The organism is Salmonella sp. SAL-020, assembly GCF_017372215.1.
GTDB lineage: Bacteria > Pseudomonadota > Gammaproteobacteria > Enterobacterales > Enterobacteriaceae > Salmonella > Salmonella enterica.
This window is the reverse complement of sequence record NZ_CP071690.1, coordinates 2,803,748-2,823,764: the sequence shown is the minus strand read 5'-3', so window position 1 is coordinate 2,823,764 and position 20,017 is coordinate 2,803,748. Positions and strand designations below refer to the sequence as shown.

At 45.1% G+C, this 20,017-nt stretch carries 21 protein-coding genes and 2 pseudogenes; 13 read left to right on the top strand and 10 right to left on the bottom strand.

The features are described 5' to 3' along the window. Positions 1 to 82: 82 nt before the first annotated feature. Positions 83 to 763 carry an N-acetylmannosamine-6-phosphate 2-epimerase gene (locus J1G48_RS13905; protein WP_000054241.1) on the bottom strand — a complete coding sequence of 227 codons (681 nt, stop codon included), beginning with the start codon at positions 761 to 763 and terminating at the stop codon, positions 83 to 85. A 505-nt stretch (positions 764 to 1,268) separates the two neighbouring features. On the opposite strand from J1G48_RS13905, the gene J1G48_RS13900 reads away from it, so the two are divergent. The 4 genes from J1G48_RS13900 (at position 1,269) to J1G48_RS13885 (ending at position 5,841) form a co-directional block, all read left to right on the top strand. Next, positions 1,269 to 2,423, top strand: coding sequence for an N-acetylneuraminate epimerase (locus tag J1G48_RS13900; RefSeq protein WP_000525764.1), 1,155 nt, complete (start codon positions 1,269 to 1,271; stop codon positions 2,421 to 2,423). Positions 2,424 to 2,468: 45 nt separating this feature from the next. Beyond that, entirely contained in the window at positions 2,469 to 3,161 is a 693-nt protein-coding gene (locus J1G48_RS13895) for an oligogalacturonate-specific porin KdgM family protein (protein WP_000700608.1), read from the top strand. A gap of 282 nt (positions 3,162 to 3,443) precedes the next feature. Continuing rightward, positions 3,444 to 4,724, top strand: a complete 1,281-nt coding sequence (locus J1G48_RS13890) for an MFS transporter (RefSeq protein ID WP_000560758.1) — start codon at positions 3,444 to 3,446, stop codon at positions 4,722 to 4,724. Positions 4,725 to 4,734: 10 nt separating this feature from the next. Beyond that, the gene (locus J1G48_RS13885; protein ID WP_000988586.1) at positions 4,735 to 5,841 is read left to right on the top strand and encodes a Gfo/Idh/MocA family oxidoreductase; all 1,107 of its coding nucleotides are present in this window, start codon (positions 4,735 to 4,737) and stop codon (positions 5,839 to 5,841) included. Between the two features lie 166 nt (positions 5,842 to 6,007). On the opposite strand, the gene J1G48_RS13880 is transcribed toward J1G48_RS13885, so the two are convergent. Beyond that, positions 6,008 to 6,301 (bottom strand): YciI family protein, encoded by a 294-nt coding sequence (locus J1G48_RS13880; RefSeq protein WP_000114401.1) that lies wholly within the window; start codon positions 6,299 to 6,301, stop codon positions 6,008 to 6,010. 30 nt (positions 6,302 to 6,331) lie between these two features. On the opposite strand from J1G48_RS13880, the gene J1G48_RS13875 reads away from it, so the two are divergent. Beyond that, positions 6,332 to 6,550, top strand: a complete 219-nt coding sequence (locus tag J1G48_RS13875; protein ID WP_000880618.1) for a hypothetical protein — start codon at positions 6,332 to 6,334, stop codon at positions 6,548 to 6,550. Positions 6,551 to 7,151: 601 nt separating this feature from the next. Here the strand turns inward: J1G48_RS13875 and J1G48_RS13870 are convergent. The 7 genes and pseudogenes from J1G48_RS13870 to tssM all read right to left on the bottom strand — a co-directional run. Continuing rightward, entirely contained in the window at positions 7,152 to 7,610 is a 459-nt protein-coding gene (locus tag J1G48_RS13870; protein ID WP_000623373.1) for a lysozyme inhibitor LprI family protein, read from the bottom strand. 123 nt (positions 7,611 to 7,733) lie between these two features. Further along, positions 7,734 to 8,105: a hypothetical protein gene (locus J1G48_RS13865; protein WP_001227393.1), complete on the bottom strand. Its 372-nt coding sequence runs from the start codon at positions 8,103 to 8,105 to the stop codon at positions 7,734 to 7,736. 8 nt (positions 8,106 to 8,113) lie between these two features. After that, positions 8,114 to 8,554, bottom strand: a complete 441-nt coding sequence (locus J1G48_RS13860) for a hypothetical protein (protein WP_001022121.1) — start codon at positions 8,552 to 8,554, stop codon at positions 8,114 to 8,116. Between the two features lie 19 nt (positions 8,555 to 8,573). Beyond that, on the bottom strand, positions 8,574 to 9,446 hold the full coding sequence (locus tag J1G48_RS13855) for a LysM peptidoglycan-binding domain-containing protein (protein WP_000248213.1): 873 nt from the start codon (positions 9,444 to 9,446) through the stop codon (positions 8,574 to 8,576). Positions 9,447 to 9,478: 32 nt separating this feature from the next. Beyond that, the gene (locus J1G48_RS13850) at positions 9,479 to 9,958 is read right to left on the bottom strand and encodes an Hcp family type VI secretion system effector (RefSeq protein ID WP_001284963.1); all 480 of its coding nucleotides are present in this window, start codon (positions 9,956 to 9,958) and stop codon (positions 9,479 to 9,481) included. Beyond that, a complete protein-coding gene (locus tag J1G48_RS13845) occupies positions 9,946 to 11,337 on the bottom strand; it encodes a type VI secretion system ImpA and VasL domain-containing protein (protein ID WP_000076067.1) in 1,392 nt (463 codons plus the stop codon). The genes J1G48_RS13850 and J1G48_RS13845 overlap by 13 nt, the downstream gene beginning before the upstream one ends. Positions 11,338 to 11,347: 10 nt before the next feature. Next, a pseudogene (gene tssM, locus J1G48_RS13840) lies at positions 11,348 to 13,972 on the bottom strand (type VI secretion system membrane subunit TssM); the annotation flags it as partial. Between the two features lie 32 nt (positions 13,973 to 14,004). On the opposite strand from tssM, the gene J1G48_RS13835 reads away from it, so the two are divergent. From J1G48_RS13835 to J1G48_RS13805, 6 genes and pseudogenes are all read left to right on the top strand, one after another. Continuing rightward, entirely contained in the window at positions 14,005 to 14,415 is a 411-nt protein-coding gene (locus J1G48_RS13835; RefSeq protein ID WP_000523609.1) for a M91 family zinc metallopeptidase, read from the top strand. Further along, positions 14,415 to 14,885 carry a hypothetical protein gene (locus J1G48_RS13830; RefSeq protein ID WP_000590999.1) on the top strand — a complete coding sequence of 157 codons (471 nt, stop codon included), beginning with the start codon at positions 14,415 to 14,417 and terminating at the stop codon, positions 14,883 to 14,885. Before J1G48_RS13835 ends, J1G48_RS13830 begins: the two co-directional genes overlap by 1 nt. A gap of 108 nt (positions 14,886 to 14,993) precedes the next feature. Then, on the top strand, positions 14,994 to 15,506 hold the full coding sequence (locus J1G48_RS13825; RefSeq protein WP_001574177.1) for a hypothetical protein: 513 nt from the start codon (positions 14,994 to 14,996) through the stop codon (positions 15,504 to 15,506). Between the two features lie 67 nt (positions 15,507 to 15,573). Further along, entirely contained in the window at positions 15,574 to 16,026 is a 453-nt protein-coding gene (locus tag J1G48_RS13820; protein WP_001675351.1) for a tetratricopeptide repeat protein, read from the top strand. Between the two features lie 62 nt (positions 16,027 to 16,088). Then, on the top strand, positions 16,089 to 16,538 hold the full coding sequence (locus tag J1G48_RS13810; protein WP_012543341.1) for a tetratricopeptide repeat protein: 450 nt from the start codon (positions 16,089 to 16,091) through the stop codon (positions 16,536 to 16,538). 193 nt (positions 16,539 to 16,731) lie between these two features. Then, positions 16,732 to 17,881 (top strand): annotated as a pseudogene (locus tag J1G48_RS13805) (IS3-like element IS1230B family transposase). A gap of 138 nt (positions 17,882 to 18,019) precedes the next feature. Here J1G48_RS13805 and J1G48_RS13800 read toward each other — a convergent pair. Further along, positions 18,020 to 18,799 (bottom strand): hypothetical protein, encoded by a 780-nt coding sequence (locus tag J1G48_RS13800; protein ID WP_000686693.1) that lies wholly within the window; start codon positions 18,797 to 18,799, stop codon positions 18,020 to 18,022. A 267-nt stretch (positions 18,800 to 19,066) separates the two neighbouring features. On the opposite strand from J1G48_RS13800, the gene J1G48_RS13795 reads away from it, so the two are divergent. Both J1G48_RS13795 and J1G48_RS13790 read left to right on the top strand, forming a co-directional pair. Then, complete coding sequence (locus J1G48_RS13795) at positions 19,067 to 19,345, top strand: hypothetical protein (protein WP_001675348.1); 279 nt, start codon at positions 19,067 to 19,069, stop codon at positions 19,343 to 19,345. Further along, positions 19,342 to 19,719, top strand: coding sequence for a hypothetical protein (locus J1G48_RS13790; RefSeq protein ID WP_001574179.1), 378 nt, complete (start codon positions 19,342 to 19,344; stop codon positions 19,717 to 19,719). The genes J1G48_RS13795 and J1G48_RS13790 overlap by 4 nt, the downstream gene beginning before the upstream one ends. Positions 19,720 to 20,017 lie beyond the last annotated feature (298 nt).

The window sequence follows — 20,017 nt, the reverse complement described above, 5'->3', positions numbered from 1 at the left end:
ATTTGCCGATAGCATTATTAACGTCGGATTATTCTCTGAGACATACATATCAATAGTAAGCGTGTTCATTTTCTTTTCCTGTTCAGCGTTTTACTGCGTGACTGAACCACTGACAGATATGCTCGATACGGGTGATAGCGGAACCAACGGTAACTGCCCAGGCACCATGCTCAATAGCATTGGCCGCCAGTGCAGGCGTGTTATAGCGCCCCTCGGCAATAACACGACAACCTGCATGGCTCAGTTGTGTCACCATTGCCAAATCTGGCTCAACCGGCGTGATGGGGCCGGTATAGCCAGACAGTGTTGTACCAATGAATTCGATTCCTTTCTGATGGCAACTTATGCCTTCATTCACGGTTGAACAGTCTGCCATCGCCAGTAATCCATGCAGGCGAATACGTGTCAGTAAACTATCAATATCAACCGGGCGAGAGCGGAATGAGGCATCAAAAGCGATAATATCGGCACCTGCCTGCGCCAGGGCGTCAACATCCTGTAAATAGGGAGTGATACGGACTGGCGACCCTGTAAGGTCACGTTTAATTATCCCAATAATAGGAACAGAAAGATGGGGACGAACAGCCCGCAGATTCTCAATGCCTTCAATGCGCACAGCGACCGCACCCGCCGAAGCCGCTGCCTGTGCCATTGCAGCCACAATTTCAGGTTTATCCATAGGGCTGCCTGGTACCGGTTGGCATGAGACAATCAGCCCACCGTTTTCGTGTACACTTTGTTCCAGCCTGGCTAATAGTGACATCCAGTTCCGCCTTATATATTTTGAAGTTTTGCTCCGTTTTATATTATGTTGCGGAGTGTTGCTGCATCAAGCAAAAAGATAGAAAAATGTGAACACAGTCATAAGGTATGTTTGTTATTCAATTACTGCGCCAGCGGATTTGAGGCTATAACCTGAAGCTACAAGACAAATACAATTCACTCTGACGGCAGCATGCTGTATTTTATTAACTGCTTCCGGCATAAAGATAAAATGCTCAGAAGGAGCTTATACGCCACGGGATAGCCAGTATGAAATGCATCACATAATTCTTGTTGTATTTATTCGAATGCTATCACTAATGAGTTTGACCATAACAGGTCACCCATAATCACTTCTAACATCACCATGGTGTGCTTTTACCTCGCACATGATAACCTCATGTAATTATTTTTAGCGCTTGGTCACATTTTGTCATTATCATTGTTGAAATTGTGCACCATAATATCACTAATGATGAAGCTTTACTCCAATTGTATTTCTTCGCATGGGGATGCAGATGAAAAATTTTAAGAAAATGATGACGCTAATGGCGCTATGTTTATCAGTCGCTATCACCACATCAGGATATGCAACGACGCTTCCTGATATACCAGAACCACTGAAAAATGGTACTGGCGCTATTGATAATAATGGCGTGATTTATGTCGGCTTAGGTACCGCAGGGACATCCTGGTATAAAATTGATCTTAAAAAGCAACATAAAGACTGGGAGCGTATAAAGTCGTTTCCTGGTGGAGCTCGTGAGCAATCAGTGTCGGTATTTTTAAATGATGAGCTTTATGTTTTTGGTGGCGTAGGGAAAAAAAACAGTGAATCACCGTTGCAGGTTTATAGCGATGTGTACAAATACTCACCGGTGAAAAATACATGGCAAAAAGTTGACACTATATCTCCAGTTGGATTAACAGGGCATACGGGAGTAAAATTAAACGAAACGATGGTACTTATTACCGGAGGGGTTAATGAGCATATCTTTGATAAGTATTTTATTGATATAGAAGCTGCGGATGAAAGTGAAAAAAATAAAGTCATCTATAATTATTTTAATAAACCTGCCAAAGATTATTTTTTTAATAAAATCGTATTTATCTACAATGCTAAAGAGAACACATGGAAGAATGCCGGTGAGCTGCCAGGCGCGGGGACGGCAGGATCGTCATCGGTAATGGAAAATAATTTCCTGATGCTGATTAATGGTGAGCTCAAACCGGGTTTACGTACCGATGTGATTTACCGCGCCATGTGGGATAACGATAAGCTAACATGGTTGAAGAACAGCCAGTTACCGCCATCGCCTGGAGAACAACAGCAAGAAGGGTTGGCCGGAGCATTTTCGGGCTATAGTCACGGTGTCCTGCTTGTCGGTGGTGGCGCGAATTTTCCGGGAGCAAAACAAAATTATACCAATGGAAAGTTTTATTCCCACGAAGGAATAAATAAAAAATGGCGAGATGAAGTCTATGGTTTGGTTAATGGCCATTGGCAATATATGGGTAAAATGAAACAACCTCTCGGCTATGGTGTATCAGTAAGTTATGGTGATGAAGTTTTCCTTATTGGTGGTGAAAATGCTAAAGGGAAACCTGTTTCGTCTGTAACCTCCTTTACCATGCGTGATGGTAATTTATTAATAAAATAATTTTTTAAATACAAAAATAAAGTTAATTGATGAGCGGAGTATTTTATGAAAATCAACAAATATCTTCTGGGTATGGTTTCGTTTATAGCATTTTCATCATATCTACAAGCGGCAACCCTTGATTATCGGCATGAATATGCTGATAGAACCAGAATTAATAAAGACCGTATTGCTATAATTGAAAAGCTTCCTAACGGCATTGGTTTTTATGTCGATGCCAGCGTTAAATCGGGAGGAGTAGATGGTGAGCAGGATAAGCATTTAAGCGATCTCGTCGCAAACGCTATAGAACTGGGCGTAAGTTATAATTATAAAGTTACGGACAATTTTGTTTTGCAGCCTGGATTTATATTTGAAAGCGGTCCAGACACTTCAATTTATAAGCCTTATTTAAGGGGGCAATATAATTTTGATTCTGGTGTTTATATGGCTGGTCGTTACCGTTATGACTATGCAAGGAAGACAGCTAACTATAGTGATGATGAGAAAACGAATAGATTTGATACTTATATAGGTTATCTTTTTGATGAGTTGAAATTAGAATATAACTTTACCTGGATGGATAGCGATCAAATTAAATTTGATAACAAAAAAACAAACTATGAACATAATGTGGCTTTAGCCTGGAAACTGAATAAGTCATTTACACCATACGTTGAGGTCGGAAATGTAGCGGTGAGAAATAATACCGATGAGAGACAGACCCGTTATCGCGTTGGATTACAATACCACTTTTGAGAAAGGTTAAAGAGTTACTGTACTAATCTTTGCTTAGTATTCATATCGATAATCTTATAGCCCGTAGCTACGTTACAGAACGTTAGACTTTGTCTTGAGTATTCACGTCCTTAACGTAGCTACGAATAAGGATGATAAACAATGAATATACGCCTTACATAGCTACGATCTCAGGCGGTTGTCGGAAAGTGCCGATTGATAGTGTCTTATTCGGCAATTGATATGACTTAAAAATTAATTCCGTAAGCATTTCAGACGGTAACAGCAAATAAGGGTTTTATTGTGATAGCAAAATTCTTCCCGTGGTATAGCGAGATAACACGTCCACAAAAAAATGCTTTATTTTCAGCATGGCTGGGTTACGTTTTTGATGGCTTCGACTTTATGCTGATTTTCTACATTATGTATCTGATCAAGGCTGACTTAGGATTGACAGATATGGAGGGCGCATTCCTTGCCACAGCGGCCTTTATTGGGCGACCATTTGGCGGGGCGCTATTTGGTCTGCTGGCAGACAAATTTGGCCGTAAGCCGTTAATGATGTGGTCGATAGTTGCCTATTCTGTAGGTACAGGGTTAAGTGGCCTGGCTTCCGGTGTAATTATGCTGACGCTTAGTCGCTTCATTGTCGGTATGGGGATGGCGGGGGAGTATGCTTGCGCTTCTACTTATGCCGTGGAAAGTTGGCCAAAGCATTTAAAATCTAAAGCGAGCGCATTTCTGGTTTCAGGTTTCGGTATTGGTAACATCATAGCAGCCTATTTTATGCCGTCATTTGCCGAAGCGTATGGTTGGCGTGCTGCTTTTTTTGTCGGTTTGCTACCCGTTCTTTTAGTAATCTACATCCGGGCCAGGGCTCCTGAATCTAAAGAGTGGGAAGAAGCTAAACTCAGTGGTCCCGGAAAGCATTCACAAAGTGCCTGGTCAGTTTTCTCTTTGTCAATGAAAGGGCTATTTAATCGAGCTCAATTTCCACTGACATTATGTGTATTTATTGTTCTGTTCTCTATTTTCGGCGCAAACTGGCCGATCTTTGGTCTACTGCCTACATATTTGGCGGGAGAGGGCTTTGATACGGGCGTGGTCTCTAATTTAATGACGGCGGCGGCATTCGGCACTGTATTGGGAAATATCGTTTGGGGTCTGTGCGCAGATAGAATTGGTTTGAAGAAAACGTTCAGCATTGGTCTTCTCATGTCCTTTTTATTCATTTTCCCGTTATTCAGAATTCCGCAAGATAATTATTTACTGCTGGGCGCATGTTTATTCGGTTTAATGGCGACTAACGTAGGTGTTGGCGGGTTGGTTCCCAAATTTCTCTACGACTACTTTCCTCTTGAGGTTCGTGGTTTGGGTACCGGGCTGATTTATAATCTTGCTGCGACATCAGGCACATTCAATTCAATGGCGGCGACCTGGCTTGGAATAACAATGGGGCTAGGCGCTGCGCTAACGTTCATTGTTGCTTTCTGGACCGCAACAATTCTACTCATTATTGGCCTATCCATTCCGGATAGACTAAAAGCACGTCGTGAAAGTTTTCAATCAACAAAAGAATTTTAATAGAGGATAAATGATGACGAAATACGGTGTTGTAGGTACAGGTTATTTTGGCGCTGAACTGGCGCGATTTATGTCTAAGGTTGAAGGGGCGAAAATCACTGCGATTTACGATCCGGTAAATGCGGCTCCGATAGCGAAAGAGTTGAACTGTGTCGCCACTGCAACGATGGAGGCGCTTTGTTCCCATCCTGATGTGGATTGCGTAATTATTGCTTCACCAAATTACTTACATAAAGCGCCAGTCATTGCGGCGGCTAAAGCGGGTAAACACGTGTTTTGTGAAAAACCTATCGCCTTAAATTACCAGGATTGTAAGGATATGGTTGATGCCTGCAAAGAAGCTGGTGTTACCTTTATGGCGGGTCACGTTATGAACTTTTTTCACGGGGTTCGCCACGCTAAAGCGCTCATCAAAGCTGGTGAAATTGGTGAAGTTACACAAGTTCACACTAAACGTAATGGTTTTGAAGACGTGCAGGATGAGATCTCATGGAAGAAGATTCGCGCAAAGTCAGGTGGGCATCTGTACCATCACATTCACGAGCTAGATTGTACACTGTTCATCATGGATGAAACCCCATCCCTGGTTTCAATGGCGGCGGGGAATGTTGCGCACAAAGGTGAAAAATTTGGTGATGAAGATGATGTTGTCCTAATCACCCTTGAGTTTGAAAGCGGTCGTTTCGCGACACTTCAGTGGGGATCATCGTTCCACTACCCTGAGCACTATGTATTAATTGAGGGCACGACAGGTGCAATTCTCATTGATATGCAAAACACGGCTGGTTATCTAATAAAAGCGGGCAAAAAAACACACTTTCTTGTGCATGAAAGCCAGGCGGAGGATGATGATCGTCGCAACGGTAACATATCCAGCGAGATGGATGGCGCAATCGCTTATGGTAAACCCGGTAAACGTACGCCGATGTGGCTCTCATCAATTATGAAACTGGAGATGCAGTACTTGCATGATGTGATAAACGGTCTGGAGCCAAGCGAGGAGTTTGCTAAATTGCTAACGGGAGAAGCGGCGACAAATGCTATTGCTACCGCTGATGCTGCGACGCTTTCCTCAAACGAGGGGCGCAAAGTTAAACTCACTGAAATTCTTGGCTAAAATTGAAAGCCGGATGGTGGTGTTATTGGCCGGTGGCGCTGCGCTTATGTAGACCGGATAAGGCGCCCGTGAACTGTGCCGCCATCCGGCAATGGACGGGTCACATATATGAAAAAAGCCCGTTGTTCTGGTGTGAACTCCGACTGTCGGGCTTTGTTGTTTTTGGTTATAAGACCGCTTTTAATTCCGTGACCATCATTGTGGGTTCAAAAGGAATCAAATCGACTTTAGCTACGCCAGACAAGCGAAAAGGATCTTGTGCCAGATAGTTTTGCAGTACATCCGCGTCATCATAGTTTGCAAGTATTACGCCTCCTGTGCGCGGAATTTTTCGCCCGGAAGCCAGAAAAAGTCCATCGGCATAACCTTTTTTTAGCCATTCCACATGTGCAGGGATTTGCGCATCAATTTCATGCAATGGTTTTACGTAGGTTAAGACAACCACACAAAGCACACTCATTTTGTTGTCCATAAATATAAAGGGGATATTATGCTAGCACTCTATGCAGAGACGCGAAAAATTTTAATGTCTGGAATTATGGAAACGACCTTCCTTAGTGGGCCGTTCTTCTATGCGCCAGGAGACGCCGCCAGTAATCTTGATGAACTTTATGTGAGGTTGGCTGAATTGCAATATGCGAAAAAAGCCGAGCTTGATGACAAACCTGTTGTGCGGTTACACATTATCCGACGTGGCAACGTTGGGTGAGGCGAAACCGAAACCCAACATTGCGGTATTGGGTATGAATGTTGGGTTACGCGCCGTTCCACCCAACCTCCGGGAACGATGGTTTTGGCAGTTGGAAAAGCGAAGCGCATTTCGGCATCAAGGTTTGTCAGTCGTCTGATACTTTCGTACAGGCTCTTTTTTGAAGATGCCGGTAAGGGGGAATTGACTCGCTTCGCTCGCCCTTCGGGCAGTCTCCTCGCAGGCTCGTCGTCTGTCCAGCTGGCTGCGCCGCTACTCAGCCCATCCCTGGACCTCGCCCCTTCGGGGCCAGAGCAAGCTCTGTTCAAAAACGCTCCCGGCGTTTTTGTGTCGAACCCCGGTCGGTGGTTCTCATCCCCCCTTGGTTTGGGGGATATATAAGCAAAAAGCCCGTACTTCTGTACGAGCTCTTTCTTGAATATGGCGGCGAGGGGGGGGGCCATATTTACGTTCATTATCAGTTGACGAACTTCTTTTGGGATTTTAGAAGATAAATAATAATACTCGTCTGGGGTATATGTTTTTGAATATTCTGGCTCCTCGCGTGAATATGATGAGTTGCACACAAAAAGTAAAAAGCATAACAGTAAACGGGTCATGATTATTTCGTATCCTCTGTATAATTAGGAATATCAGCATGCATCAATTGTTCGGCTCTTTGTTTGTTTAGTTCAGCCATACAGAAATATATGCGAGTAAAACTCCCCACACCATTTCCCCATGATTCTGCAAACGAGCACTGAGCAAGACGATAACGAATAAACTCTTGATTAGATTTATCCAGTCTGTAGAGTGCAATCGGGATAGCATCATCCAGTGCTGCATTTTTGACTTCAGACCATTTGTTTATACGTAATCTGATATTTTCTTCGGCCTTTCTCAGCGTTATAGTGCTTTCAAGTACTTCATTTCTCAGGCAGTCGACAAGTTCCGCCTCTTCTCCTGATTCACAGTTGTTCTTACTGGGATAATAAACATTATTTGCATATGTACTATGGATTGAGGAAAAGCTAAATATCAACGTGGCTAATATTATAAAAATCCGTGCAATACTAATCATTGATTTTTATTTCCTGTTGCAGAGGTAAATAATGCATATACATAAGGCAATTTTTCTGCATACTTAGAATCTCCTCCGCCATTATAACTACATCCACTAGCTCATTAAATGATAGTCGCAAAATCACTCATTACTTTCATTTTTTATTTGCGTCTTTTTATACTCGTCATATATTATGATGGTATCATCATAGACCGTTAGTCTTGCTGAATAATCTTTATTATTCTTGTATTTGTTTTTCATCGAGAGTAATTTATTTTCAATGTTTGAGCAGTCTCTTTTAATCGAATCCTCTACAAACTGATAAGTCAATTTTTCTTGACGAACATCAAAATCCCTTATCCATCCTTCACAGGAATCAGCGGTTTCAAAAAAATCCCGTAAGTCTTGCGGCATATCATAAATAACGATATGGTTAACATTTTCTGCAAATAAATAGTTACAGTAAAAAAATGCCATAATGAAATTAATTATAATAAGGAACTTCTTGCGCATAATAACCTCTATATATAATCGTTAAGCCATTTTATTTGTGAAATATTCATCTCGGTTTTACAATATAATGAAGATATTGGAACCCTATAACCGGAAAGCGATCCAATACTAAGTGATGCATAGCCGCATTGTTTTTCCCTGTAAATGATAAAATAACGATGAAGTTCGGGGAAGGTTATTCTTGCAAGGTGAATGTTAGAATCGTATGCAAGAGTCCCATCTTCATTAAGGCCTCTTTCCTTTCCTTCATTTTTATCGAATCTTTCCAGCCTTTTTTGTGCATTAATTTCTTCTTTTTTTAAAGCGATAACACTTTGCTGGTATTTATCCATAAGGCACCAATAGACGTCATCCTGTTGTATCTCATTATTGCATTTCGCAGGATCGATGTTATGCGCATTGGCTGCACCACATATAAGAAAAAGACATAGAATTTTTTTTATGTTCATTGATTATTCCTTGTAAACGTTATTTACTCTCATCTGCGACAATGAGAGCGTATGTGAATCTGATTTTATCCGCATAGGTGTGATCCCCTCTATGACCAGGTTGTGCTTTTGTTGGGTCTATATTATATTGTTTTTGAATGTTTTCAGGTGTAAATAAAAGCCATCCTGGTATATACTGTTCCAGATGCGCTTTCTTATACTTAAGTTTATCTCCGGGGTGAATGACTTTAACGCCATTCAGTTTAGTAAGAACACTCTGTGTTGTACCTATTTTCTTGGCTATGGAGCTATAACCACGATCACCCTCAACAACTTCATAGGTATCTTCATTTTCATTGTCATAAACAATTTTATCTTTTTCTGTTTCTGACATTTTTATCATTAAAAGAGCAATGCCCGCCCGGATGTTATATTCTGGATTGCTCCTTATAAGATCTGTCTTATTGATTAAATATGTGTTCCATGTTTTCGGAATTATGATGTTGTACTTTCTAGGGCGAGCAGGAATAACCACTTCTTTGATCCCCTCATCTCCTGTGTTTCCTATCTGTATTGGTCTCGTTTTCCACGCCGTTACCGCCGCACCTGTTTCAGTCCATATCATTGCCTTAATCAATTTCCAGTCCAGCGGCTTATATTTTTCGATGTTTTTAGATGTTGATAAATGCCGATTAATCTCAGATACAAGTTTCCTGATTGTATTATCATAAATATACCAGTCAGGATTGCCAATCGCTTTTTCCCGGCCAGCCTTCCACTCATCAAGAGGACTGAGTTTTTTGGGAGGGTGTCCAGACCCTTTCCCTGTTGTCCGGGTATTTACCTGGGGTCTTTCCCTCGGATTTTCTGTTGTTGGGATGCCTTTGTGTGCCGATGCTGTGCGATTTACCATGTGCAACCCTCCATTCATTTGTAAAATTTTTACTAAAACACCCTCTCATCCCATAAACTGAATGCACTGGTCCCGGCAATACAGTGTTCCCAGTTTATGGATTCATATATAAAAGAAATACTTTCCTGAGGTTGTGCTTCACTGTCAATGACTACATGCGCAATCGAGAAATTAATATCACTAATTCGGGCGTTTTTTAATTCCAGTTTGTAATATTTTTCATTAATACCAAATCGATTTGTTCGATAAAAATCAAAAGTGCAGGTCAATATTTCATTATCGTTAATTGCTTTTCCCAGTAAAGGAGATGATTTATCGACAGGTTTTTTTATCGTAACTGAATGATGATTGACATTTTGATCCCGACTTAACCCATGTGTCAGTTCATATACCATAATATGATCAAGGTGCAGTAACTGTGCTTTATTACCGATAGAGTCAAGGGAACAACAACCTGCTGAAATCAATCCTTGCTTTTCACCGTTCAGTGTTAAATAAATTAAATTGGCCATGTTAATCTCCTTGATTTAACTATTATTTTCGGGGGGGCTTTAGTTGCCGTTTCCGGCACTACATTGTTTTTCAGCAACAGCCAGCGGCTTAACACCCCATCCAGCCGTTCATTAATTTGTTTTTCCAGCACCTCCGCATTCCGTCCCTGAGCGCGGGCATCTTGGTACTGCGTCAGCAGGGACTCCAGCGGCGTTTCCTGGTTCAGCAGGCGTTCCGCCTGCCAGGTCACCGTTTTAATATAGGAGAGGGTAAAGCCCTGCTTCTCCGTTTCCCGCTGCATCATCAGGTCAGCAAAGTCACGCAGATTCTGGCGCGCCTGCTGCCAGCCGCGCATTTGTGGGCTGCTTTGCGCGCGGGTTTTCAGGATTTCATTCCACTGCGCTGTTGCCTGCTGCTGTTGCAGACTCTCCGGCCAGCGGCTGTCTGCGGTATGCATCATCTGCATCCCCGCCTCCAGCAGTTGCAGCGGCGAGGCGTCGGGAAGCTGTTGTAACCGCTGCCCGTAGCTGTCCAGTTCAGGCGAGGCCAGCCAGAGCATTGCCGCGCCCTGCGCCGTGTCCCTTACCTGCGCCAGTTGCTGTTGCATCGGGTACACCTGCCACCACCAGAGTGCGGCTGCGACAGCCGCAGCGCAGACGACACCGGCCATAAAGCCTTTTATAGTCCGGCCTGACGTGGCCCTGGCGACAGGCTCTGGATCCTCCACCGCGCCGTGGTGGACTTCCACCTTCATTTCCGGCAACTCAGGCAGGGGCGGAAGGTTTTCCGCCGTGAGGGGCTGCGTGCTCTCCGGGGCGTAGATCAACGTTCTGACGGTGGTCTGCGGCGGAATGTCCACGCTGCTTTTCGGCGGCGGCTCAAGCCGCTTACGTGTGTTCTGCACAAAATAAAGCAGGTTCTCCACATGCGGCTGGCGTTTCAGTTCCACCTGCTGGAGTTTGTCGCAAATCAACTGTAACGCCCGTTCGGTGCGGTACAGCAACGGCAGGTCCGCGCCGGAGAAGGACAGCTGCTGGCGCAGAATATTGCCGGTGCGCGAATTAAGCCAGTCAAGCATCCCGGTGCGGGCTGACTCATCCTGCGGCCAGAATTTGTCCCAGTCGTGGCTTATCATGGCCGCCAGTAGCTCCACCCCTTCGCAAAATCCGGCCAGGCCGTGCGTGCGGGTGCGCGCCAGGGTGTAATAAGTGGCCGTGTGCAGATCCACGCCATGGGCTTTAAAAATGGCCAGCGCCAGCGATTCCACCAGTTTCCAGTTCAGCTCCGGCTGCGACGGGTGAGACGATTTGTTGATCTCTTCCCGCAGGGCGCTGAACTCCGGCAGGCCGCGCGGATCCTGGCCGGTAACAATAATGTGCGTGAGTGCGTCCTGACTCATTTCAGCCTCCTCAGTACAGGGTATCCGGCAGCCGGAACTGACTGAACAGCCCGCCGGTGAAGGGGTTATCTTCCGTATCGGTATGTACCCGGTACACCATCGCTCCGCCGTCCACGTTAAAGCGCACGCTGAATGTCCCCTCCTGAACGCCGGTAAGTTGCCCGGCGCCGAACAGCCTGAACTGCGCCCACGGCCCGCTGAAACTGATGCTGCGCGGCGCGCCGCCACTGACGCCTATCAGCGTCAGCTTACTTTCATTGCCTTCACGCATGTTGTTCGGCCAGACCAGATGGGCGGTGTAATTGCGGCCCTGGCTGTAGTCCACTAACTGCCCGTCCAGATTCAGCACGCTGCGCCGTTTGTTGCCGGAAAGCGACACAGTTTCCACGGCAAACTGCGCGCCCAGGCCGTTCTGTCTGCTGAAAAACGCCTCGCGGATTTCCTGTGCGGTATCCAGTTGCTCCCGGACATCCTCACGAATAATCACGTTGTTATCCCCGTCCTCCAGACTCAGATCGTTTTCCATAAACAGACGCAGGTTCTGCTGATAAAAGGTATCCAGTACGCCATTCGGTTTAAAGAAGCGTTCAAACGCATCCAGCGACGCATCTGACTGTGAGCGTGGGTTAAACGGATAATTGTCGGCGAGTTGTTCATTAAAGGGTTTGACCACGTTGTCGCGCCAGTCCACTTCCATATAGTGAACTGCCTCCACCATCACCACATGCCAGGCCTGATCCGCCAGCTTGCCCACCCAGCGGTTGAGCGGGGCAGGCAGGGTTTTCGCCATCTGGCGGGTGGCGAAAATAGGATCGCTGCTGTTCTGATCCAGCCGTAGCTGCACCGCTTTCAGCGCTGATTTTCCCGGCACCGGCGCGTTCTGAATAGCCAGCAGGTAACGGTGCAGCTCCGTCAGTTGCTGATAGACCGCCTGGAGAGTGTTTTCTTTGTCTTTCTGTACCGCCAGCGTGCTGTTTTCCGGGGCAAATTCATGCCCCAGGCGGGTCAGCAACTGGTAATCCGGCTCCGCCATCGCCTCCTGAAGCGCCTTGTCATCCAGTTTTTCAGAGAGAACGGCAGGCTGCGTGTTGTCGCGCAGTGCCGTCAGCGCCCGCTGGAGCGGCTGATCGCCGCTGATGATCTGCTCCAGCGCCCCGGTCAGTTGCGCAATGGATTCGTAATTGCGCACGTTAAGGTTGTCCATTCCGGCGCGCCAGGTGGCGGTGTAGTCGCTGAGATACTGTTCAGTGAGCTGGCGCTGGATTTCCGCCCGGTCGGCGTCGCTGTATTTCACGCTGCGGGTCAGGTTCAGCACCCAGGAATCCATCGCCGTCAGTTCGATCAGCGCGTCGCGCTGTTTGACAAAATAACTTTGCAGACCGTAACGGGTGAGGAACTGCGGAACAATGAGCTTATTATCATCCCCGGAGGTAAAGACCTGATCAAACGTGGCGCCCACCTGGTCACGCAGGTTCAGATCAGCGGGCAGCACGCCCATCGCCCGCGTTTTCAGACTCTGGTAAACGCGCTGGTAGACGGGCAGTTTGCTGAGCTCTTTCTGCGCCGCCACGACCGGATTGTCATACGGCGTCCAGCGGCTGATGGCGTCGCCGTCGCCTGCCTGACGCTCCGCGTGCCAGTCGGTGTGTTTCAGCGCGTAGTCCAGATGAGACATTAGCTGTGCCTGAATATCGCGCTGGCCGTGAAATTTATCGCTCCAGCGTTTCGCCATATACTGCTTCACCACCTCGTCGCTGCGTCCGCTTTTATCTTCCAGCATTCTGATAACGCGCAATACCGCGAGCTTCTCCTCGCTCTCCGCAGGCGCGGCATTCATCTCTTTGACCAGGCCGTTAAACAGGGCGGGCAGGTAACGCTGCTCCAGCAGTTGCAGGTAGGTCTGCTCCACATATGGGCCGACACGCCTGCCCTGATATAATCCCATATCGGCCAGACGACTGCGATCGCCCCAGTCGCCGTAGGCCAGCGTGGCGTCACGCACCGGGTTAAGTAACGGTAGTTGCAGGTTGCCATAATCGTCCATACCCTGCGGTGGCGGAACCGACATAAAAGCTTTGGCCTGCTCCAGTACGGTGATGCCGGAACGCCAGTTGTTATTGTAATAGTGATGCCAGCCGATAATCAGCAGCAGGGCGGCGATGCCGCCAGTGGCGGAAAACACGGACAACCGGCGGCGGGACTGCATCAGCCAGACGCGGCTTTCACTGGCGAGGTTCGGCTCAGCCAGTAAGGTCTGCGGAAACAGATTACGGGTGAAATACGGTAACGTGTCCACCAGCGGCCAGGCGGTCAGCGGACTGCTGCCCAGCCGGAACTGACGGGCGGCGGACTGCATAAAAATATCGTCTATCTGGCCGCGTTGCAGGGAGGAGGTGAGGTACACGCCGCGCAGCATCATATCCATATTTTCCCCGTCCAGCAGCCCGTTCAGCAGGGCGATCAGCGGCTCGCGGCCCCCCTGGATCTGGCGGACAAAGCTGAACAGGGAACTGCGGGAGCCGGGGGCTAACATCCGCTCCGGCAGGACGTTATTCAACTGTTCGCCCCATGTCTGCCAGAAGGCATTCAGTTCTGTACGCCAGTCGTCATTTTCATGGGCATGACGGGTACCAGTATCCGCTGAACCCTGTCACAGGTACAGATCCATTGGGATTAAAGGTGACTTTTAAGGGTGACGAAGAACAGCAAAAAGCTATGAAAGAGGCATACGAATCTGTAAGGAAGACAAAACATGGTCAGGAAATGATAGAAAAAATGGAGTTATCTGATCATGATTATATATTTAGAGGACCGAGGAAAGGTATGGAACATACATGCTACGATCCCTCCGAATATACTTTCTATATTGAAATAGATTCTGACCATGCCGCATGCCAATATCAAGGAAAAGGTAAAGCATGCAAACTGACACCTACGCCATTAAGTGTAGTTATCGCCCACGAAATGGGGCATGCAATGGGTGAAAATGACGACGGACCAGGACATATGAATAATGTCAAAAAACATGAGAACCCTGTCCGCAAAGAAATGGGAATCCCACCAAGGATGAAATACTGATGATAAAGATAAGCCCTCCCTGCTTAATGAAATTTTATGTATTTTCTTTGCATCTTCAAAAAATCATTAAAAATACATTATTGTTGCTTGTCTGTATTTTACCATTTTTTTGCGATGCGAAAATGCTATTTTTCCGTATTCCTTTTCGTATTCAAACCTATACACCAATAACAAGGGGGGGAATTAAAAGACTTGCAGTGAAAGGAGGGGTGCAAGAATTGCTGCAACGAAATCATGGAAAAGTATTAGCATTACTAAGCCCACATGGGAATAAATGTTATCTATTCGATGATGAAAACATTAGAATATATATATATGAAGATAATCACGAATATTTCATAGATAACAAAGGTGTAGTGTTATTCAAGAATAAAAAAAACTATAAATGCTCAAAAAATAAAATTAATGAGAATGAAATCGTTATGTTATTGAACGATGGAAATGTAGATACATGGGAGAAAGATGAATAATAATGAGAGGAATCGCATAATTCCTGTAGTGGGCCAGGAAAATATATTAAAAATAAAACGATAGTACGATGCAGAAACCAACCGGATCTATATCACCAACACTATGATTTGTTGCAAAGAAAGTATATCACCAAAGATCCGATAGGGCTGGAAGGCGGGCTGAACCTGTATCAGTATCCGCTGAATCCGATTTTGAATATAGATCCTTTAGGATTATCAGGTTGGGATTCTCTTGGATATGGAGGATTTAGGGAAATATGCCAGCAAGCTGGTTCGGCAGTACATTATCTAACACCACAAGAAGCAGCAGGAGTGATACATAATATGGAAACTATGCATAACGTATACAATCCGTTATCTAAATATGTTTTCGGGATATCAGTAGGTTCAACTATAACTGGTATAGCTGGTACGAGTTTCGGAGTGGCAACTGTTGCAGAAAAAGGTTCTGCATGTATTAAAGATGTAGTTAAGTCCATGATAAAAGACGGAGAAAGAGATCCAACAAATTTGGCATTAACTTGCGGAAAAAGCTTTATAAATGAAGGAGATTCCAGTTTTCAGGGTAAGGTATCCGATTACCTTATTGACGCTCTTTTTTCCTATAAGGCGAAACAGTAATCACTGTTATGGATAACGTAACAGTAAGAAATCCATCTATTTTAACAATAGTAAGCTGAAGGATAACATGAAGAAAAACATATTAATGATGGTTTTTACAGTAATTGTTTTATTTGGAGGAGTTATTGCTTGGCTTTATCATTCAAATGATAGTTTGGAAAATGTGAGTGCGAATAGTGATATAGCACATCTAACCAAGTTAGCAGAACAGGGGGATATGAAAGCACAAACAGATCTGGGGCTTGCTTATGGGAGTGGTAACAGTATCCCACAGGATTACACAAAAGCAATGTATTGGTATAATCAGGCTGCAAAACAAGGTTACGCACCAGCACAATTTAATCTCGGTCTTTTCTATGAAAATGGTTGGGGTGGAAGCAGAGATCTTCAATTAGCAAAAGAATTTTACCGTAAGGCGGCAAATCAAGGCTTTACCAATGCTCAAATAAATTTAGGCATTCTATTCATGGATGGCAAAGGGGGGGGATTGATTATGTTCAAGCCAGAAAATTATTTATAAAGGCTGCTGAATCCAATAATCCAGTTGCTATTTATAATCTGGGACACATCTATAATTATGGATTGGGCATTCCAAGAGATGATGTTCAGGCTGCAACATGGTATAGCAAAGCGGAAGATCTTGGTTCAATGAGCGCAAGAAATTCACTTGCTCTATTTTATGCAAAAGGATTGGGTAATCTGCCTGTTGACAGAAATAAGGCATTAAAATTATTGAATATTTCTGCTTGTCAGGGATATGCGGTAGCTCAAAATAATCTTGGAATATTATATTCTGATGGTACAGATGAATTATCTAAAGATTATCAGCAATCCTACGCCTGGTTCTCAGTGGCATTTTATAATGGTTTTAAAGAGGCTGATACCTCACGAAACGTAATCATGGGAAAATTAGAAACTAAAGAAATTGAAAAAGCTAAAGCACTTTCCACTGAATATATTGAAAAATACCATACTAATCTCAATGGAGATGACACAGATAGAGATAAAGAGTGTAAGCATTTATACCCGTGATTATTGAAGATGCTTGATTTTTCAGCGACAGAAGATCATTCTACTCGCTAAGAAAATGTTCATTACTGACCAAGAAAAAGTTGAACTTGAACGCCTTCACAATTCCAGTCGTGACGGGCGAGGCAGAGTGATCTTACCCAGAATAGTGGACACGCGACTAAGTGAGTAAACTCTCAAGTAAGAGGTGACTCACATGACAAAACCAGCATCAACCACCAAAAAGCCACGCAAGCAGCACACGCCTGAATTTCGTCAGGAAGCTATGAAACTGGCTGAACGCATTGGGGTGGCCGCTGCCGCCCGCGAACTTAACCTGTATGAATCACAGCTCTACAACTGGCGAAGCAAACAGCAAAATCAGCTCTCTTCTTCTGAACGCGAGCAGGAGATGTCCGCTGAGATCGCTCGTCTGAAACGTCAACTGGCAGAACGGGATGAGGAACTGGCCATTATCCAGAAGGCCGCGACATACTTCGCGAAGCGCCTGAAATGAAGTATGTCTTCATCGAAAACCATCAGGCTGAGTTCAATATCAAAGCCATGTGCCGTGTACTTCAGATTGCCCGTAGCGGCTGGTACGTCTGGCATCAGCGTCGTCATCAGATAAACCGGCGTCAGCGGTTCCGCCTTGTCTGTGATAACGTCGTCCGGGAAGCATTCAGTGACGCAAAACAACGCTATGGTGCGTCACGCCTGACGGATGAGCTTCGTGCTCAGGATTACCAGTTCAACGTGAAAACCGTGGCGGCCAGCCTGCGTCGGCAGGGGCTGCGGGCGAAAGCCTCGCGCCGGTTCCGTCCGGTCAGTTACCGCAAACATGGTCTGCCAGTCTCAGAGAATCTGCTGAAGCAGGACTTTTACGCCAGCGGCCCGAATCAGAAGTGGGTGGGTGACATCACGTATCTTCGCACTGGTATCTGGCCGTGGTTATCGATCTGTGGTCGCGGTCAGTCATTGGCTGGTCGATGTCTTCGCGGATGACGGCACAGCTTGCCTGCGATGCGTTACAGATGGCGCTGTGGCGGCGTAAATGTCCGGAAAATGTCATCGTGCATACAGACAGAGGCGGTCAGTACTGTTCTACGGATTACCAGAGCTTACTGAAACGCCATAATCTGCGGGGAAGTATGAGCGCCAGAGGTTGTTGTTACGACAATGCCTGTGCGGAAAGCTTCTTCCATACGCTGAAGGTGGAATGTATCCACGGAGAGGACTTTGTCAGCCGGGAAATAATGCGGACAGCAGTGTTTAATTATATTGAGTGTGATTACAATCGGTGGCGTCGTCACAGTGCCTGTGGCGGTCTCAGTCCGGAACAATTTGAAAACCAGAACCTCGCTTAGGGTTGTGCCCATATTACGCGGGTAGGATCAGAAACCCCGCTGACAGTGTTGAATCCAAAGACTTAAAAAGCGGAGCGACAGCTCCTCTGGATTTATGTCAGCGGAGAGTCCACCGGCTCCGTATTTGGCACTGTTCGTTTACTGGTAGCGGTTCACCAGATCTTTCACCATTGACGCATAGGTTCTTTGCCTGAGCTGCGAAATCTGCTGTTCTGTAGTTGCCTCTGCGGAATCTTTTTTCCCCGGCTGTGGTGGAAGTACTGTATTCTCATAGTTGAGTGGCGACCAGGTGGCCCATTCGCCCGTAGCCACGTTCACTAAGGTGAAACGCACCAGATAACGCAACGATACGCTGTCGGTCAGTTTTTCATTTTTAAAATCTGACCAGACGGTGTTTTTTGTCATGGCGTCATATTTGCCAGACTGCAACGTATCCTGATAAACGATAATGGCTTTCTGATGTCCTTTCGCGGCAACATAGCGCAGCGCCTGCATCCAGTTCATATTTTCGGCAGTAGCAATGTCCTGATTTCCGTCTTTAATTTTGTCTTTACTGCAGGTCACAGTCTTTTGTCTGTCCGGGATGCCAGAGAACGTCGCAACAGTATAATACTTGCTCATTTCCTGCTGCATAATAGCTTCCGGTGCGCGATTACCAGACTGAACCAGAATGACGGCAGAATTCAGCGGTACGCTGAATTTCTCACCTTCCAGTGCGGCCTGGATATCTTCTTCTGAAACGGCAAGTGTGGTCTCGTTACCAAAGATATCTTTATCTGTTAACTGACTGGCCATATTTTTACTGATACTACTTTCCGTTCTGGGGACGTCCTTTTTCTTTGCGTCAATGGGGGAACGCACACAGGCGCTCAATAAAAATATTGTTGTGCATAAATAAATCATTGAACAGATTTTCATATGTTTTCCTGAAGTGTGTATTGGATGGCGATGTAATTAAAAGACTCTAGTTATTGTTTTTATTATATCCTGTTATTGATAATTTCAGGAGAATTGTTTTGTATTCATAAATCAAATGAAATGTTCTATTTTGATATTCCCTGATTATTGTTAATGTGTCTGGTATCAATTTTAGTATTTGATTTTTATTTGCCAGTGGTGTTTCTGTTTGTAATAACTGACGATGATATTGAGTCCCTCTGGAAGATAAATAAAGGAGGATGTGATATGAGTTCGGTTCCTTATCACAGTAACAATTCTGTCATGCCGGTCCGGGTAACGATTTATGAAGCCGTTAATATTATAAAAAAGCAAGCTAATGAAGAGATTACAGCCAGTGAAATATGGCGTTATGCGCTCTATGGGCACCCTACGCTATCCATCTATTTTCAGTCTCCGGTGATCTTTCGGCGGATTAAAACCAGAAAAAATAAAATATTTTTAATGAAGGGAAAGGATGATCCAGTTAATCGACTCTGTTACCTGAACAGTGATATCATTTTATGAGCAATAGCTGGAGGGTGAAAACTGAAGGTGATTACATCTCTCCACCCAGTCATATAATGGATACACCATTACTGGGCTATGAATATGTTATGCTGCAACGATTACTGGCGCATTCACTGAATCTACCGCTACCAGAGAGCGGGCAGTGTAATATCTATTGTGGCGTTCTTGTCAGTGATGGAAGTAATATTTTTCAGATTTTTGAATATCAGTCTCTGGAGCAAAGGATTTTTCAGCAGTTACAATTAATTCCGGTAGATAAAGCAAGCCTTTGCCATGACGAAATCAATAAAATACAGTTCGACAGAACAAAGAAAGATTACTTTCCTGTCTATCATTTTCCAGGAGATGCCTGTTTCGTTGTAAAAATGTAGCATCTTGAGTCATTCATCAGCCGGTTTTATTCCTCTCAGACTAAGCCATCAACACAGATTTCAACGCCGCTGTCGCGGTTATTATGGCTTGCCTGTAAACATAATGAACACACTAATTCTCTGCTTGACCACCCTTATAAACTGGTCGCACAAGATCACAGGAACCTCTCACGATGAGGCGCATGTATCCTGGTTTACGACATCAGGAAATGTGGCGCGTTTATTGCCAGGTAGGCGTTATGAGACGTCACTTATTTACGCCAGGTTTCAGCCGTAGCGACGGGCATGGATAAAAAGA

Bases quoted from the DNA above. Each gene is read 5' to 3' on its own strand.
- J1G48_RS13905 (WP_000054241.1), bottom strand. From the start codon at position 763: ATGTCACTATTAGCCAGGCTGGAACAAAGTGTACACGAAAACGGTGGG.
- J1G48_RS13900 (WP_000525764.1), top strand. From the start codon at position 1,269: ATGGGGATGCAGATGAAAAATTTTAAGAAAATGATGACGCTAATGGCG.
- J1G48_RS13895 (WP_000700608.1), top strand. From the start codon at position 2,469: ATGAAAATCAACAAATATCTTCTGGGTATGGTTTCGTTTATAGCATTT.
- J1G48_RS13885 (WP_000988586.1), top strand. From the start codon at position 4,735: ATGATGACGAAATACGGTGTTGTAGGTACAGGTTATTTTGGCGCTGAA.
- J1G48_RS13880 (WP_000114401.1), bottom strand. From the start codon at position 6,301: ATGAGTGTGCTTTGTGTGGTTGTCTTAACCTACGTAAAACCATTGCAT.
- J1G48_RS13875 (WP_000880618.1), top strand. From the start codon at position 6,332: ATGCTAGCACTCTATGCAGAGACGCGAAAAATTTTAATGTCTGGAATT.
- J1G48_RS13870 (WP_000623373.1), bottom strand. From the start codon at position 7,610: ATGATTAGTATTGCACGGATTTTTATAATATTAGCCACGTTGATATTT.
- J1G48_RS13865 (WP_001227393.1), bottom strand. From the start codon at position 8,105: ATGCGCAAGAAGTTCCTTATTATAATTAATTTCATTATGGCATTTTTT.
- J1G48_RS13860 (WP_001022121.1), bottom strand. From the start codon at position 8,554: ATGAACATAAAAAAAATTCTATGTCTTTTTCTTATATGTGGTGCAGCC.
- J1G48_RS13855 (WP_000248213.1), bottom strand. From the start codon at position 9,446: ATGGTAAATCGCACAGCATCGGCACACAAAGGCATCCCAACAACAGAA.
- J1G48_RS13850 (WP_001284963.1), bottom strand. From the start codon at position 9,958: ATGGCCAATTTAATTTATTTAACACTGAACGGTGAAAAGCAAGGATTG.
- J1G48_RS13845 (WP_000076067.1), bottom strand. From the start codon at position 11,337: ATGAGTCAGGACGCACTCACGCACATTATTGTTACCGGCCAGGATCCG.
- J1G48_RS13830 (WP_000590999.1), top strand. From the start codon at position 14,415: ATGATAAAGATAAGCCCTCCCTGCTTAATGAAATTTTATGTATTTTCT.
- J1G48_RS13820 (WP_001675351.1), top strand. From the start codon at position 15,574: ATGAAGAAAAACATATTAATGATGGTTTTTACAGTAATTGTTTTATTT.
- J1G48_RS13800 (WP_000686693.1), bottom strand. From the start codon at position 18,799: ATGAAAATCTGTTCAATGATTTATTTATGCACAACAATATTTTTATTG.
- J1G48_RS13795 (WP_001675348.1), top strand. From the start codon at position 19,067: ATGAGTTCGGTTCCTTATCACAGTAACAATTCTGTCATGCCGGTCCGG.
- J1G48_RS13790 (WP_001574179.1), top strand. From the start codon at position 19,342: ATGAGCAATAGCTGGAGGGTGAAAACTGAAGGTGATTACATCTCTCCA.